This window comes from Erwinia sp. AnSW2-5, from assembly GCF_045107195.1.
In the GTDB taxonomy this organism is placed as follows: domain Bacteria; phylum Pseudomonadota; class Gammaproteobacteria; order Enterobacterales; family Enterobacteriaceae; genus Erwinia.
Genome location: NZ_JBJGXA010000027.1, coordinates 126,898 through 141,793, shown reverse-complemented (window position 1 = coordinate 141,793; position 14,896 = coordinate 126,898). Strand labels below are relative to the sequence as shown.

Here is a 14,896-nt window from a genome sequence, read left to right as displayed (position 1 = left end):
GGTTGCTGCGAATATCAGGCAAGGTCACCTTTTACCAGCGGCACAAAACGGACAGCCTCGACGGTATCAACGATAAATTCGTCGCCTTTACGGCGAATACGTTGCAGGACCTGCTGCTCTTCCCCCACGGGCAGCACCATAATACCGCCCTCGTCGAGCTGCGACATTAATGCTTCTGGAATTTCAGGCGGGGCCGCCGTGACGATAATCGCGTCAAATGGCCCGCGCGACGGCCAGCCAAGCCAGCCATCACCATGACGGGTAGAGATATTGTGCAGATCCAGCTGCTTCAGGCGACGCTTGGCCTGCCACTGTAAGCCTTTAATCCGCTCGACCGAGCAGACATGCTCCACCAGATGCGCCAAAATCGCGGTTTGATAACCGGAACCCGTGCCAATTTCCAACACGCGGGATTCCGGCGTCAGCGCCAGCAACGAGGTCATTTTTGCGACCATGTAAGGCTGGGAAATTGTCTGCCCGGAACCAATCGGCAGCGCAGTATTCTCCCAGGCTTTATGTTCAAAAGCCTCATCAACAAAGCGTTCACGCGGCACATCTTCAATCGCTTTCAACAGCCGCTCGTCAACAATGCCTTGTTGCCGCAACTGCGCCAGCAGCGTCTCTATCCGCCCACTCACCATTCGCGGTTGACCTCAACGTTGGCTAACCAGGAAGAGACGACCTCCTGCGCGGCATGAGCAGTCAGGTCAACATGCAGTGCGGTCACCGAAACATAACCCTCATCGACGGCGGCAAAATCCGTGTCCGGGCCGGCATCGAGCTTTTCACCCGGCGGTCCAATCCAGTACAGGGTGTTCCCACGCGGGTCCTGCTGCGGGATCGCCTGATCGCTGGGATGGCGGCTGCCGCAGCGGGTGACGCGAATGCCTTTGATTTGATCGAGCGGCAGATCCGGCACATTAATATTCAGAATACGCCCGGTGCGCAACGGCTCACGCAGCAACGCTTTCAGGATCGAACAGGTGACGGCAGCGGCGGTGTCGTAATGCACATGACCGTCAAGGGAGACCGCCAGCGCAGGAAGACCAAGGTGCCGCCCTTCCATCGCAGCGGCTACCGTACCTGAATAAATCACATCATCGCCCAGGTTGGGGCCAGCATTGATTCCTGACACCACAATATCCGGCTTAGGGCGCATCAGGGTATTCACCCCGAGGTAGACACAATCCGTCGGCGTGCCCATCTGTACCGCAATATCCCCGTTGGGATAATTAAAGGTACGCAGAGGGGTTTCCAACGTCAGCGAGTTCGACGCCCCACTACGATTACGATCGGGCGCGACAACCTGCACCTCAGCAAACTCACGCAGCGCTTTTGCCAGCGTCTGTATGCCTGGCGCATGGATACCGTCATCGTTACTCAGTAAAATGCGCATTGACACCTAACCTGTTGATAAATTTTGTTCACCTGTCCCCGAAAACTGACTCACATCCGCCAGGGCGCCAGGCGTAGCTGGAAACATTTTAGCTGGATGCGCCGGGGAGTGGTAGGTGTAAATGTCTGGTAAATAAAGGATGCCAGCGCACCATCGTAGGGCGGGCCGATCAAGTTTCAGCCTTATCGTCACCCAGTTCCTGTAAAAAACGCTGCTGCGAACGCATTAACTGAGTGAGCGTCAGGCACTGATAATCATAATCATAACGTGCGGCGACCTGCGCAATGATCCCCGCCAGCATCGGATAGTGGCGGTGATTCCAGTGGGGGAACAGATGATGCGTTAAGTGCAAATTCATTCCGCCCAGCCAGTAACCCAGCCAGTGCGGCCGTGTCGACCAGTCGCAGGTGGTGGCAAACAGGTGGCTGTAGCGGCTGTGGGGCAATTTACCCTGTTCAGTGGGCTGGTAGCTGTTTCCTTTCGCCCAATGCGTTCCGATGATCAGCATGACAAAAATCAGTGATGCCAGCATCTGACAGGAGAGATAAACCAGCACGATGGTGCCGAGGCCAATAGAGGGTGGCAACAGCCATAAAGGCAGCGCCAGCACCAGTAAAAAATGGCCCACTTTTACCAGTAAAAAAGCCGCCCAGCCTTTGATGCCCTGCAACCGCATTTTCGCCCCGACGCGCGTCTGCCCGGCGCGATCCAACCAGTCAAACAGCCAGATATAATAGGGAAACGTGAACGCGGCAACCAGCGGCCAGTAGTAGCGCTGATAGCGCATCAGCGGGCGCAGGCGCTGAAAACGCGACTGGCGCAGAATACCGTTCTCTTCCATATCCGGGTCATACCCGATGACATTATTTCCGGTGTGATGCATCAGCACATGGCGCACCCGCCAGCACTCCGGGTCCAGCCCCAGCGGAATGGTCGCCAGCACATTCAGCCAGCGATTAGCCGACTTCGACCGGAAAAAAGCCTGATGTGAGGCATCATGCACCACGTTGATCGTCAGCAGCATGGCAAAGAAACTGACGCCCGCCTGGCACACCGCCCAGCCGAACCAGTGAGTCTGTTGCAGCCCAAGCCAGCAGCAACCGGCAGCCAGTAAGGCCAGCAATACCGCTTTGGCGATCATCGCCCCGTTGGCAAAGCGGTGGTCGCCGTGCTGGTCCAGCCACGCCTGAGTGGCGCGCGTCAGCTCGCGGTGAAATTGCAAATTTTCACGGGAAAAACGCAGCGGTGGCGGGTTCATGCGGCCTCCTCCGGCTGGCCCATGCGGCGTAAAAACGTCTGCTGACGGCGCAGCAGTTCGCGATAGCCGATACAGCGATAGTTCATGCCGTGTTCGCTGGCGAGCCGGGCAAGGATCTGCGCCAGCGCCGGATAATGCCGGTGATGCCAGCCGGGGAACAGATGATGCGTCAGGTGCATATTCAACCCGCCGGTAAAATGCCCGATCCAGGCGGGTGAAGGCTGCCAGTCGCAGGCGGTGGCAAAGTTATGGCGATACCAGCCCTGCGGCAGCTTTCCGTCCGGCCCCACTTCAAAAAACTCCGCCTCAGCCCAGTGCGTGCCCAGCAGCAGGAAGACCACCAGCAGAGAAGCCACCATCTGGCTACACAACCAGGCCCACAGCACCACGGACATCGCAATACCATTCTGTTCTGCCGCCCACAGCGGTACAGCGAGCACCAGCAGCAGATGCAGCACCTTACAGCCACAAAACAGCAGCCAGCCACGTACACCCGGCATCACGCGCCTTTCCGCCAACGGTGTTTTTCCGCAGCGGTCGGCCCAGTCAAACACCCAGGCCAGATACGGCAGCGACAGCGCGGCCACCAGCGGCCAGTAAAGGTGCTGCCAGCGCATCCACGGCCGCCAGCGCTGGTACGGGGTTTGTCTAAAGAAACCGTTCTCTTCGGTATCGAGGTCGTAATGTTCGATATTGGCGTAAACATGATGAAAATGGACATGACGCACGCGCCAGTAATCCGGGTCCAGCCCCAGCGGCAGCGTCACCAGGCGGCTGATCATACGATTCACACGCAGCGAACGGCTGAAGACACCGTGGCTGGCATCGTGGTTAACCACAATATTGAGCAACATCGCCATCAGCATAAACAGGAGATAGCAAAGAACAAATCCCCCACTGCTGACCTGAATCAGGCTCAGCGCATAGCAGGAGACACAGAGCAGCAGCAACGTCCCGGCTTTCAGCCAGTCCCCGCGCCCGGCAAAACGGTGGTCTTTCGAGGCGGAAAGATAATGATGCGCAGCCCGCTGCAACGCCTGATGGAATGCCTGTTCGCCATCCGGCGGATAACGCAGCGGCGGCAGTGAATCAGCCATGTTCTGCCTCCGGTGTCAGCGCCTGACGCCCCCACCCCGCCGCCAGAGCAATACTGTGCAGCATCACCAGCAGCGCGCCCACCAGCCAGACCTCAACCGACTCGCGGCACAGGATAAACCACGCCGGATACGCCAGCCCCACCGCCAGCCACAGCAACGGGCTCCAGCGCCGTCCTTCTGACAGGCCGCCCAATGCCACTGCCCCCAGCGCCAGCAGGACAAACAGCGCCACCTGCTCCCGGCCAATATGTTGATAGCCGTAGCCATAAATCCACACGTAACTCGCCACCAGCACAAACAGCAGCAGCATACCGCTGGTCAGTGCGCGGGCGCGGCAATGAAACGCCGCCGCGCTTTGCGCTGGAGAAAATGGCAGTTTAAGCAGCCGGAAGAAGGGCCGGTTACTGGCCCAGAACGGATTGCGCGATGAGCGCTCCCCGCCGCTGCCGAAGCGATATTCCGTTTCCGGCAGGCGGGCAAAGGTGCCAAACAGTTTGTCCCAGAAAATAAAGCTGCCGCCAAAGTTCTTATCGGAATAAGCGCGATCGCAAACGTGATGGACACGGTGATGGTTCGGCGTCACCAGAATATATTCCAGCCAGCCCAGCTTTGGCGTCAGAGCATTATGGTTAAACAACTGCATGCTGTAGTGGAAAATCGATACGGTGACAAACACTGACAGCGGTACACCCGCTATCGCCAGCAGCAGGAAAAAGGGAATCGAGGTCAGTGAAGAGTACCAGGAGTTACGCACCCCCAGCGACAGATTAAAGTGCTCGCCCTGGTGATGGACAACATGTACCGCCCACAGCAGGCTGAAACGGTGATGCAGGCGGTGCAGCCAGTAAAAGGCAAAATCCCAGGCCAGCAGCGCAAACAGCCACAGTCCCCACGTCGGCAACACATCCAGCCAGTGCTGACTGAAGTGCAGCGCCACATAGCCATAGCAGGTCACCTCAAGGCCACGAAACAGCCACAGCATGATGTGGCCGGAGTTGAGGTTGAACACCACATCATGCCAGTTAACCTGCTGCTTATCCTGACGCTTCAGCACCAGCGCCTCAGCCATCACCAGCAACACCATCGCCACAATCGGCACGACCAGATCACTCATTGCCGCTCTCTCCATGAAAAAGGAAACGTCTGTGTTGCCCGCAGGCAGATCCAGCCGCAGACCAGTGCCACCAGCGCCCCGCTGACCAGGTCAATAAACAGGTGGCGGCGCAGTTGCAGAATCGATACCGCGATCAGCGCCCCCCATAATAACAATAGTCCGCTGCGCCAGCGCTGTTCGCGCTGATACAACGCCCATACCGCCAGCACCGACAGCGCCATATGCAGCGAGGGTAAACAGTTCTGCGTCGAGTCGGCCGCCACCAGCTGCGCCAGCAGGTACGAACTCACCCCCTGGCCGCTGTCGACGGGATACACCAGCGTGGTGGGCCATAGCAGATACACCGCACCACACACCAGCGCGGTGAGGATCATTGAGCCGGTTAACCAGCGCAGTTTCTCCGGGCGGCAGAACAGATAGCCCGCCGGGATCAGCAGGAAAAAGGAGAGATAGAGCCAGATGCCATCGGCACTGAACGGGATCATGCGGTCAACGATACCGGGGTGCATCACCGTGCCGGGTCCCTGCCAGCGATCGCTGAACGTGTAGATCACGCCGACACTGCCCCAGCCCGCCAGCATCGCCACTACACGACGTAACAGATTCACACGCCTTCCCCTTGTTGGCGAATAATGCGCCGTCGCTTGCGGTCAAACTGCGGCATCAGCGGCTGCACGCTGAGCTGCCAGCGCAGTGTCTTTGTGGCGATCCCCTGCTGCGCGAACAGCGCAATCAGCGCCTGCTGGCAGGCAACCAGCGACGCTTCATCCGCATCGCTGATCAGCTGCACATCGTGCGTTCCCGTCTGCACCAGCCGGTAATCACTGGTCAGCGGCAGGGAGCGGGCAATCGCGCGGCTGCACACATCGGCAAAGACGGCCTGCGCTTCGCCGTTCAGACCAGGTAACAAAAGCTGATCGTCGCGGCGCCCTTCTATGGCGTCCAGCACGCGCGTCGGCTGCCCGCAGGGGCAGGGTTCCGTCGCGGCGACCAGCACATCATCCAGCCGGTAGCGGATCACAGGCTGCGTGCGGCGGCTGAAATCGGTAATCACCGGCGTGAAGCGCCGTTCATCTATCCACTCCGGCTCGACGTGGAGAAACTCTTCGTTAAGATGCAGGCGCCCGTGGGAACAGCTGGCCGCGAGAAACCCTTCGGTGGCCTGATAGACCTCGGCCACATCGCCGAACACCGTTGCTAACAGCTGGCGATCCTGCGGCTCCAGCACTTCAGCCACGGAGATCACCCGGCTGACATTTAGCTCAAGCAGCCCGCTCTGCACCGCCAGTGCCAGCGCCCGCAAGACCTGCGCTGGCGCCACAATAATCGTCGGCGCAAACAGCGGCAGCTGACGTAAATGGTCACTGAAGGGGGCAAACAGATCAAAGAACGCCAGGCTCAGCCAGCGGGTATCTACGCTGTGATACAGATGATTATCGGCACGTAAGAACAGCGCCACACGCTCACCGGAGAGCAGACCGCGTGGCAGCATCTTCGCCAGCATACCGCCCGCCCAGATGCGCTGCTCCTGCGGGCTGACAACAAACACGCCGCGCCGCCCGGAGGTGCCGGACGATAAGCCCACGCTGAAGCGCCCAACCTTCGGTGCGAAATCGCGGTCCTGTTCACTTTTCAGGGCGCACTTTAGCAGCGTATCGACCTCCAGCCCGGCGGTATTCATCTGGTCAAAGTGGGCCATCATCTGTGCTTTATCGCCCAGCGGCCATGACGGCAGCGGCAAATGACAGAACGGTGCATAGAACGGACTTTTCGCCATCACCCGGCGGGCAAAACGTTTCAACTGACGCGCCTGCCACTGCTCCAGCGCAGCGCGATCGCGAAAGCGCAGCCGCCGCGCACGGAAGTAGTGCCAGAGCATCCGTACCGGGATCATAAGTCCCCCTCGTGACACAGCAGAATGCGCACCTTGCCGCCGCGCCAGAGCTGATGCAGCTGGTTGAGCGTGCGGTAAAAGGCGGCGCTGTCATCCATAATCAGATTGGCCAGCCGCGAGGGGCCGCGCAATTTCTGGTAGTTATCCGGGCACCAGGCCGCATCGCTGGCCAACAGCGTCCAGCCATCATCCTGCAGGACAAATGCACCAAGATGCCCGGCCGCATGGCCCGGCAGCGATACCAGCAGGATTTCGCCATTGCTGCCCGGCAGCTGCCAGCCGCGCGCGAAGGGGTGAAGTTCGGCGGGTAAATCAACCGCGTCGAAGCTCTCAACAAAACGCAGACGGGATTCAAAATCCGTCGGGATCAGGCCCGGCACAAAGGCATTTTTCAGCGCGCGCACGCCTTGCAGGCTGCGGGTTTTCTGCCAGCCCTCCCCGGAGGCGATCATCGGCACGCCCGGAAAGTCGTGCAGACCGGCAATATGATCGCCGTGGAAATGGGAAATAATCAGCCCCTGAATATCATCAGGTTGATACCCGGCCTGGCCGAGCTGCGCCACCAGCGCCTGCTGCGGCGAGAAATAAACCGGAGTCAGCTGTGCATAGAGGCGGAGAATGCCCTGGCGGGTATGGTCAATAAAGTGGCTGGCGTAGCCGGTATCCCATAACCAGCGGCGGTTATTGGATTCCAGCAGCCAGGCGCGCGCAGGAAACTGGCAAACGCGCAGCCCGGCACCCCGCAGCGCCATGCAGCCACGGTGAGTACAGTAGCCCACCTCAAACGTCGTCAGTTTAGCCACGAGAACCCACTCCCTGCCGCCGCCACCAGGCTCCGGTCAGCGCAATGGCCTCGTCCATCGAATAGTGCGGGCGATAACCCAGCTCATCGATGGCTCGCTGCTGGCAAAGCGTCATATCCAGGCTGACCGCGCCCACGCTGTAGCGGGTCAGCAGCGGTTCACGCCGCGTCAGTAACGCCGCGCCCTCCATCAGTGCCGCCACACCGTACAGCAGGCTGGCAGGCAGTGAGCGGATCTCGCAGTTCAGCCCAAGCTGCTGGTTAAGCAACGGGCGTAACACATCCGCCAACGTCACCGGCTGCTGATTGGTCACGTTATATACCGCACCAGAAGCCAGATTGGGCACATCGCTTGCCAGCCACATGGCCTGCACCACATTCAGTACAAAGGTCAGATCGAGCAGCGTCTTACCGCCGTTGGGCAGCCGCAGCACGCCCTTGTCACGCTGAATCTGCGCCAGCAGGCGCGGCACAATCACCCGATCGTGAGGGCCAAACAGCGCACGCGGCCGCAGCATGACAAACGTAGTGGCAGGATGCTGTGACACACGCTGCAACACCACCTGCTCGGCGGCATATTTACTGGCGGCATAATGGTTGGCAAAACGCCGGGCGCAGAAGGTTTCATCGATATTGTGATGAGCCGAATAATCGAAATAGATTGAGGGCGTGGAGATATGAATAAAACGCCGAACGCCCCGTTGCCCCGCAGCAGCCGTCAGGCGCTCCGTGGCAGTGACATTGGCCTGCCAGAAGTCGTCACGCGCTCCCCAGGGTGAGGATTTCGCCGCGCAGTGCCACACCACCTCAGCCTCCCCGACCAGGGCCGCGCAGTCGGCAGCCGAAGCACGGGCCAGATCCAGGGGGGTAAATTGCGCCCCGGCCTGCTGGAGTATTTCTCCCACCGCAGCATCGCGCCCGGTCGCCCGCACCTGATGCCCCGCCGCCAGTAACCATTCAACGGCGTTGCGCCCGAGGCCGCTGGTGGCGCCGGTCACCAGCACCTTCACGGCAGCAGCACCATGCCACCAAGCGTTAATCCGGCGGCGGTGCCAATCAGCATCACCGGGCCTTTTGGGAAGCGACCCGTGATCATCGCTTCATGCAAGGCGCTGGGGATCGACGCCGCGACCTGGTTTCCGCGATAACGGTAAATATCCACCAGCGCGTCACTGCTGACGTTCAGACGCTTGCGCATATGTTCCAGCGACAGATGGCTGGCCTGGTGCGGCACCACCGTGGCAATCTGTGGCAGAGTCAGCCCGGCCATCGCCAGCAGACGCGCCAGATAATCTTCAATCAGTCCCGAAGCCTGACGGAACAGTTTTTTACCCTGCATATGGAACAGGAAATCGCTGTCGCGCATGCCCGCGCGCGGGTTACAGCGCGTGCCTCCGGCGCGGATCTCACAGAGTTCGCTGCCATCCGGCCAGCTCTCCATCAGGCAGGAAAGAATGCCGCTTTGCCCGTCACCGCGTTCCACAATGGCGCAGGCCGCGCCGTCGCCAAAGATCAGCGATGACTCTTCGTGCTCCCAGTCAATACCGCGTGACGCCAGCTCAGTAGACACAATGGCGATACGTCGGTAGGCAGCGCAATTCACTAAGCCACCCGCCACCTGCAACGCCGAAATAAAGCTGACGCAGCTGCTGTTGATATCAAACACCGCCGTGCCCGGCGTCAGCTGCGACAGCTTAAGCACCTGGATGGCACTGCACGGCAACGCCTGCACGGCAATCGCCGAGGCGAAAATCAGCAGATCAATAGAAGCCGGGTCGATATGTTGCGCACTCAGTGCCGCCGCAAGCGCATCGGCGCCCAGCTGTGCCTGGCTTGCCTGGTGATCGGCATGAAAGCGGTGAACAATGCCCGACCGTTTTTCAACGTAGCCGGGTTTCCTGCCCAGACGTTCGTCGAGCATCGCAGAGGTAACGCAGCCGGGAGGCAGTGCCACACCGCTGGCAATAATCTTCAGAGGCACAAAAGCCCCTGTGCTCTCCGGCACTGGCAGATGGGGTTGGTTCATCCGTATTCCCATTAACAAAATTGTTAAATTATTGCGTATTGTAACGGAAGTGCGGGTTCTCGCAAAATAGCCAGAAAAGAAGAAGAGAGGGAGGATAAAACAGTGAAAGGAATGGCTGACTTAAGCGGATAAATCAGCATATTTCTCTGAAAATTAAGGCTTTGCTACCGGATCTTACAGGCCTTCGCTCTGGGCGACGTTTGACATGCCCTTCTTCCATTAATCTGGCCAGAATCTTAAAACAGACACGCTTTCTTCTATCGTAGGGTTCATTCATATTTTTCATGTGATTATCTACATGCTGCCACATTACGCCGGTTGAAATCAAAAAAGCACTTTCTAATATTGAATGATAACGCGTTTAAATATTCACTGGAATTTAATCTCCACACCGTTTCCTTTATCGTCTTTGGTTTTTTTGATATCAATAATCCACTTAACCTTCGTTTTCTCCGCAGAATCAGTGAAGTCCCTCAACGTTACACGACTGCCTGCATCAGGCCCTTCACTGACCTTAACCGAATATACGGTTCCTTTTCCCGGAATAATTTTGGCTGCTGGCATGATTTCAACGCCAGCAAGACGTCTAAAGTAAGCCATAACATCCGCCTCAGTGGCACCTTTAAACACCGGAATTCCGGCGCTGGCAATCTGTTTACCAAACTGTACCACCTCATCCTGGCTTTTTCCCACCAACAACGTTCCGCCTGCCGCCAGGCTCCCCGTCCCCAGGGCTGCTTCTGGTGCGGCCATATCGGTGGCATAAATACCCGCCTGATGCAGGCACAGCACCGGGCTGGCTTTGCATTCGGTGAGGGCCAGACGTGCGGCCAGTAACAGCTCAGGGGCGGCGGCGGCAATGATCATCCCCCCCGCCACGGCGGCAATCCCCCCACTGCCAACAATCACCGCCGCTGCCAGGGCATCACGTCGCGCACTCACGCGCTCACCCGCTGCGGCATCCCCTCTTTCTGCAGCCAGTTGGTCCAACTGCTGGTCCAGAGCAAATTTCTCCAGCATTTGCTCCGTCATGTTATAGCAGTAAACCAGCTCAGAACGATGTGCTGTATTGTGAATACCATTCGGGGTATGCGTACTTAATGCGCCCGCCAGTGCCGGTTGCACAGCAGTGAGCCAGATAAGCAGATAGCTGACGCCGCGCGCCAGTGGATTATTTAATTTTTCCACGATTCATTCCTTTGAAGTTCGAGAAAAATTAATCTACCTAATCCAGCGATGAAATAAAGCACCAAAATAAAAAACAGCACAATAACCACTGAGGTGTTATCGATATATCACGACATTGAAAAAGGATTATAAAAATAATGACTCACGCGATAGAAGGATGCCACCACGTTATATTATTCATTCCTATAATAAGGGCGAACTGCCGGGGTGTGTTTATTAATTTAAATAGAGTTCTGATATACCCATGCTTTATTATGCAATGCATTGTTGGTACGCAGAATATTCATCGGAGGGGAAATGAAGAGCGTGCATCAGGCTACCGCAGAGTGCGGTAGCCTGAGAAGAAGATTACTCGTCAACCTCAGCGGCACTGCCCTGGGTCAGCAGCAGTTCGCGTACCACGCTGGTGGCAAAGCTGCCCGCCGGGAGCCAGAAGTTCATTTCCAGCGTGACGTCATCCTGCCAGTTCCAGTGCAGATCGCGCGGGATCACCAGCATGGCGCGGCGCGCGGCATCCACGCGTTCACGATCCATCAGCGCGATCAACGCGTCTTCACCTGCCAGGCTGTTTTGCTCAAAGGCCAGCGCTTCGTCGCGCGTGCCCCACTCGCCGCTGCCCGGCAGCGGTGCGGTAATACGCAGTTCACTGGCGTCAACGCGCTGTTGCAGGGTATCCAGCTCCGCCGCCTCGGCCACAAACCAGCTGCCGCGCCCGGTCAGCTGTAACGCATCACCCGGCAGCACCTTGCACAGTGAACCCTGTTGCGCCAGGCGATCACTGACCACCTGGTTAAACATCGCGCTGCGGGCAGCCGACAGAATAAAGCTGCGTTTATTGCGCTCACGCACGCGGATTTCATCTGCCGCCCAGCGCTGCGCCATCGTCAGATTATTCCCTTCATGACCGAAACGCTGGCTGCCAAAATAGTTGGGTACGCCATCACGGGCAATCAGTTGCAGGCGCTGTTCCACCGCATCACGCTCAGAAATCTGACGCAGTATCAGGGTAAAAGCATTGCCCTGTAATGCGCCGGTACGCAGCTTACGGCGATGGCGGGCGCTTTCCAGCACCTCCACGCCTGTCAGCTCAAACGTGCTGAGGTCCGGAGTGACTTTACCGGGCACACGCAGGCAGAGCCACTGCTCGGTCACCGCATGGCGATCCTTCATCCCGGCAAAACTGACGTCACGCGGGTGAATGCCAACAAATTTTGCCAGCGCCTCGGCAACAAAACGGGTATTACAGCCCGTTTTGCGAATGCGCACCAGCAGCTGTTCGCCATCACCGTCCGGGGCGTAACCGAGATCTTCGATCACCACGAAATCTTCAGCGTTTGCCTTCAGCACACCGCTGGCAACCGGCTGACCATGCAGCCAGCCCTGTTGGGTTAAATCCATCGGTTATACCTTCATCAACAAGGCAACGGCTTCGCAGGCGATACCTTCACCGCGCCCGGTAAAACCGAGTTTTTCAGTGGTGGTCGCTTTCACGTTGACCTCGTCCATATGAATGCCGAGATCTTCAGCAATATTGATGCGCATCTGCGGCGTATGCGGCAGCATTTTCGGTGCCTGAGCAATAATCGTCACGTCGACGTTGCCCACGCGATAGCCTTTTTTGGCGATCTGGCGCATCGCTTCGCGCAGCAATTCGCGGCTGTCGGCCCCTTTGTAAGCCTCATCGGTATCCGGGAACAGCTTGCCGATGTCACCCAGTGCCGCCGCGCCGAGCAGCGCATCCGTCAGCGCATGCAGGGCAACATCACCATCAGAATGCGCCAGTAACCCTTTTTCATAAGGGATTCGTACGCCGCCAATAATCAGCGGGCCTTCGCCACCGAAGGCATGGACATCAAAACCGTGACCGATACGCATTATGTATTCTCCTAACGTTGTATTTGGGTCAGATAAAATTGCGCCAGCGCCAGGTCTTCCGGCCTTGTCACCTTCAGATTATCACTGCGTCCGCTCACCAGTTCAGGGTGGTAGCCACAATATTCCAGCGCAGAGGCTTCATCCGTGATGGTTGCGCCTTCGTTCAGCGCACGCAGCAGGCAGTCGTGCAGCAACACCTGCGGGAATAGCTGCGGTGTCAGCGCGTGCCAAAGAGCTTCACGCTCAACGGTATGATCGATATCGCTGCGCCCCCCGATGGCACGTTTCATCGTATCGCGCACCGGGGCGGCGAGAATACCGCCCACCTCACTGGTGGCGGTAAGCGCCAGCAGTCGGGTCAAATCGCTGAGATGCAGGCAGGGGCGCGCCGCGTCATGCACCAGCACCCACTGCGCCTCTTTTGCCGCCTGCAAACCTGCCAACACCGAATCGGCGCGCTGTCCACCGCCGATCACGGTCGTCACCCGCGCATCGGTGGCAACGGGCAACTGGCGGAAGTGCACATCCTGCGGGCTGAGCGCCACAATCACCCGGCTGACGGCCGGATGGGCCAGCAACGCGTCGATGCTGTGTTCCAGAATGGTTTTATCACCGATGGTGAGATACTGCTTGGGGCACTCGGAGAGCATGCGGCTACCCATCCCCGCAGCGGGGACGATGGCGATAATCTCCGGAGAGGATTCGGCGCTATTCATGGAGGCTCATGGTGATGGTTACTGACTGGCTGTTCGCTGCTGCGCGTTTCGTTTGTTTTGATCCGGCACAAGGCGATAGAAGGTCTCGCCGGGTTTAATCATCCCCAGCTCATTGCGTGCGCGTTCCTCGATCGCTTCCGAACCGCCGTTTAAGTCGTCGATTTCGGCAAAAAGCTGATCGTTACGCGCTTTAAGCTTTGCGTTATTGGCCTGCTGCTGAGCAACATCCTCATTAACGCGTGTATAATCATGAATGCCGTTCTTGCCCAGCCAGAGCGAATATTGCAGCCAGCCGAGAAGTACAAGTAACAGCAACGTAAGTTTGCCCATCCCGCCCCCTGAAAAACGGCCCAATCATCCCATAACTTTTGGTATGACTCCACACTGTCGATGAAGAATAGAACCACTTTCTCAGAATACGGCGTCAATACGCGCTAAAAAACAGCAAAAAGAGCATCAAAACACCCTGCGCTGATAGATTTTGTAACGTTGCGATGTATTTGCACATCTCACTGACGGCTTACCAGCCCGTAAGTAGCGTAAATAACAACCAGAAAAGTGCAATGACCAGCAGCACCGTCGCCAACGCCGCCCAGACAAAATGCTCTCGCAGCAGCATCGTAGTGGCAATGCCCACCAGCACCGACACCGGTAACAGCGCCAGGAAGAAAGGCCAGGTGTAGAGGAAAAAGAACAGGGTAGTGGAACCGTACAGCAGGAACGGAATCGCCAGCGCGGCCCACCAGGAAACAAAACCCATGACGCCACCAGGAATGGCCCATGAAGGCTCTTCCCGCTCGCGTTCGTCTTTACGTGCCAGCATGGGGGTAACGTTTTGCATAGACATCCCGTTGATGCTTAGGCGGAGGCCAAACTGCCTCCGCCTGATAACTGCCCATAAACGGGCGTTAGCCGAAGCTCTCTCAGGGTTTGATAATATCTCGCTGGCGCAGCACGTCTAATAACTGGCTGGTTAAATATGTTACCAATTGTTCACCATCCAGATGAATATCCGCTAATTCAGGGGCTTCGTACACCGCATCAATACCGGTGAAATTACGCAACTCTCCGGCACGGGCTTTTTTGTACAGCCCTTTTGGATCGCGCGCTTCGCAGATAGCCAGTGGGGTGTCGACAAAGACTTCAATAAAACGCCCTTCCCCGACCATGTCGCGCACCATCTGGCGCTCGGCACGATGAGGGGAGATAAAAGCGGTCAACACCACCAGTCCGGCATCCACCATCAGCTTTGCCACTTCACCGACACGACGAATGTTCTCTTTACGATCGTCATCGCTAAAGCCGAGATCGCGGCACAGACCGTGACGCACGTTATCACCGTCCAGTAGATAGCTGCTGACATTCAGCCGATGCAGCGCCTGCTCCAGCGCGCCAGCGACTGTGGATTTACCGGAACCTGACAGCCCGGTAAACCACAGCACCACGCCCTGATGACCATGCTGCTGCTCGCGCTGTTCCCGGCTGACCGGATGCGCGTGCCACACCACATTTTCATCATGCTGCGCCATA

General features: G+C 57.9%; 17 protein-coding genes. All 17 read right to left on the bottom strand.

The window, feature by feature from the left end:
• Window positions 1-14 precede the first annotated feature (14 nt).
• Window positions 15-641, bottom strand: a complete 627-nt coding sequence (locus tag ACFL9S_RS17595) for a protein-L-isoaspartate(D-aspartate) O-methyltransferase (protein ID WP_405263156.1) — start codon at window positions 639-641, stop codon at window positions 15-17.
• Window positions 635-1,396 carry a 5'/3'-nucleotidase SurE gene (gene surE / locus ACFL9S_RS17590; protein WP_405263155.1) on the bottom strand — a complete coding sequence of 254 codons (762 nt, stop codon included), beginning with the start codon at window positions 1,394-1,396 and terminating at the stop codon, window positions 635-637. The genes ACFL9S_RS17595 and surE overlap by 7 nt, the downstream gene beginning before the upstream one ends.
• A 169-nt stretch (window positions 1,397-1,565) precedes the next feature.
• The gene (locus ACFL9S_RS17585) at window positions 1,566-2,654 is read right to left on the bottom strand and encodes a fatty acid desaturase family protein (RefSeq protein WP_405263154.1); all 1,089 of its coding nucleotides are present in this window, start codon (window positions 2,652-2,654) and stop codon (window positions 1,566-1,568) included.
• A complete protein-coding gene (locus ACFL9S_RS17580; RefSeq protein ID WP_405263153.1) occupies window positions 2,651-3,751 on the bottom strand; it encodes an acyl-CoA desaturase in 1,101 nt (366 codons plus the stop codon). Before ACFL9S_RS17580 ends, ACFL9S_RS17585 begins: the two co-directional genes overlap by 4 nt.
• A complete protein-coding gene (locus tag ACFL9S_RS17575) occupies window positions 3,744-4,865 on the bottom strand; it encodes a sterol desaturase family protein (RefSeq protein WP_405263152.1) in 1,122 nt (373 codons plus the stop codon). Before ACFL9S_RS17575 ends, ACFL9S_RS17580 begins: the two co-directional genes overlap by 8 nt.
• On the bottom strand, window positions 4,862-5,446 hold the full coding sequence (locus ACFL9S_RS17570) for a phosphatase PAP2 family protein (protein WP_405263189.1): 585 nt from the start codon (window positions 5,444-5,446) through the stop codon (window positions 4,862-4,864). The genes ACFL9S_RS17575 and ACFL9S_RS17570 overlap by 4 nt, the downstream gene beginning before the upstream one ends.
• A gap of 23 nt (window positions 5,447-5,469) precedes the next feature.
• A complete protein-coding gene (locus tag ACFL9S_RS17565) occupies window positions 5,470-6,759 on the bottom strand; it encodes a F390 synthetase-related protein (RefSeq protein WP_405263151.1) in 1,290 nt (429 codons plus the stop codon).
• A complete protein-coding gene (locus ACFL9S_RS17560; protein ID WP_405263150.1) occupies window positions 6,756-7,562 on the bottom strand; it encodes an MBL fold metallo-hydrolase in 807 nt (268 codons plus the stop codon). Before ACFL9S_RS17560 ends, ACFL9S_RS17565 begins: the two co-directional genes overlap by 4 nt.
• Window positions 7,555-8,571, bottom strand: coding sequence for an NAD-dependent epimerase/dehydratase family protein (locus tag ACFL9S_RS17555; RefSeq protein ID WP_405263149.1), 1,017 nt, complete (start codon window positions 8,569-8,571; stop codon window positions 7,555-7,557). The genes ACFL9S_RS17560 and ACFL9S_RS17555 overlap by 8 nt, the downstream gene beginning before the upstream one ends.
• Window positions 8,568-9,587 (bottom strand): 3-oxoacyl-[acyl-carrier-protein] synthase III C-terminal domain-containing protein, encoded by a 1,020-nt coding sequence (locus ACFL9S_RS17550; RefSeq protein ID WP_405263148.1) that lies wholly within the window; start codon window positions 9,585-9,587, stop codon window positions 8,568-8,570. Before ACFL9S_RS17550 ends, ACFL9S_RS17555 begins: the two co-directional genes overlap by 4 nt.
• 369 nt (window positions 9,588-9,956) lie before the next feature.
• Window positions 9,957-10,775, bottom strand: coding sequence for a hypothetical protein (locus ACFL9S_RS17545; protein ID WP_405263147.1), 819 nt, complete (start codon window positions 10,773-10,775; stop codon window positions 9,957-9,959).
• A gap of 348 nt (window positions 10,776-11,123) precedes the next feature.
• Entirely contained in the window at window positions 11,124-12,173 is a 1,050-nt protein-coding gene (truD, locus tag ACFL9S_RS17540) for a tRNA pseudouridine(13) synthase TruD (RefSeq protein ID WP_405263146.1), read from the bottom strand.
• Window positions 12,174-12,176: 3 nt separating this feature from the next.
• Window positions 12,177-12,650: a 2-C-methyl-D-erythritol 2,4-cyclodiphosphate synthase gene (ispF, locus tag ACFL9S_RS17535; RefSeq protein WP_405263145.1), complete on the bottom strand. Its 474-nt coding sequence runs from the start codon at window positions 12,648-12,650 to the stop codon at window positions 12,177-12,179.
• 11 nt (window positions 12,651-12,661) lie between these two features.
• The gene (ispD, locus tag ACFL9S_RS17530) at window positions 12,662-13,366 is read right to left on the bottom strand and encodes a 2-C-methyl-D-erythritol 4-phosphate cytidylyltransferase (protein WP_405263144.1); all 705 of its coding nucleotides are present in this window, start codon (window positions 13,364-13,366) and stop codon (window positions 12,662-12,664) included.
• An 18-nt stretch (window positions 13,367-13,384) separates the two neighbouring features.
• Window positions 13,385-13,696: a cell division protein FtsB gene (gene ftsB, locus ACFL9S_RS17525; RefSeq protein WP_133846027.1), complete on the bottom strand. Its 312-nt coding sequence runs from the start codon at window positions 13,694-13,696 to the stop codon at window positions 13,385-13,387.
• Window positions 13,697-13,886: 190 nt separating this feature from the next.
• Window positions 13,887-14,207 (bottom strand): DUF3561 family protein, encoded by a 321-nt coding sequence (locus tag ACFL9S_RS17520; protein ID WP_405263143.1) that lies wholly within the window; start codon window positions 14,205-14,207, stop codon window positions 13,887-13,889.
• A gap of 82 nt (window positions 14,208-14,289) precedes the next feature.
• Window positions 14,290-14,895: an adenylyl-sulfate kinase gene (gene cysC / locus ACFL9S_RS17515; protein WP_405263142.1), complete on the bottom strand. Its 606-nt coding sequence runs from the start codon at window positions 14,893-14,895 to the stop codon at window positions 14,290-14,292.
• Between the last annotated feature and the right edge of the window lies 1 nt (window position 14,896).

Bases quoted from the DNA above. Each gene is read 5' to 3' on its own strand.
- ACFL9S_RS17575 (WP_405263152.1), bottom strand. From the start codon at position 4,865: ATGAGTGATCTGGTCGTGCCGATTGTGGCGATGGTGTTGCTGGTGATG.
- truD (WP_405263146.1), bottom strand. From the start codon at position 12,173: ATGGATTTAACCCAACAGGGCTGGCTGCATGGTCAGCCGGTTGCCAGC.
- ftsB (WP_133846027.1), bottom strand. From the start codon at position 13,696: ATGGGCAAACTTACGTTGCTGTTACTTGTACTTCTCGGCTGGCTGCAA.
- ispF (WP_405263145.1), bottom strand. From the start codon at position 12,650: ATGCGTATCGGTCACGGTTTTGATGTCCATGCCTTCGGTGGCGAAGGC.
- ACFL9S_RS17550 (WP_405263148.1), bottom strand. From the start codon at position 9,587: ATGAACCAACCCCATCTGCCAGTGCCGGAGAGCACAGGGGCTTTTGTG.
- ACFL9S_RS17595 (WP_405263156.1), bottom strand. From the start codon at position 641: ATGGTGAGTGGGCGGATAGAGACGCTGCTGGCGCAGTTGCGGCAACAA.
- ACFL9S_RS17520 (WP_405263143.1), bottom strand. From the start codon at position 14,207: ATGCAAAACGTTACCCCCATGCTGGCACGTAAAGACGAACGCGAGCGG.
- surE (WP_405263155.1), bottom strand. From the start codon at position 1,396: ATGCGCATTTTACTGAGTAACGATGACGGTATCCATGCGCCAGGCATA.
- ACFL9S_RS17580 (WP_405263153.1), bottom strand. From the start codon at position 3,751: ATGGCTGATTCACTGCCGCCGCTGCGTTATCCGCCGGATGGCGAACAG.
- ACFL9S_RS17585 (WP_405263154.1), bottom strand. From the start codon at position 2,654: ATGAACCCGCCACCGCTGCGTTTTTCCCGTGAAAATTTGCAATTTCAC.
- cysC (WP_405263142.1), bottom strand. From the start codon at position 14,895: ATGGCGCAGCATGATGAAAATGTGGTGTGGCACGCGCATCCGGTCAGC.
- ACFL9S_RS17570 (WP_405263189.1), bottom strand. From the start codon at position 5,446: ATGCTGGCGGGCTGGGGCAGTGTCGGCGTGATCTACACGTTCAGCGAT.
- ispD (WP_405263144.1), bottom strand. From the start codon at position 13,366: ATGAATAGCGCCGAATCCTCTCCGGAGATTATCGCCATCGTCCCCGCT.
- ACFL9S_RS17565 (WP_405263151.1), bottom strand. From the start codon at position 6,759: ATGATCCCGGTACGGATGCTCTGGCACTACTTCCGTGCGCGGCGGCTG.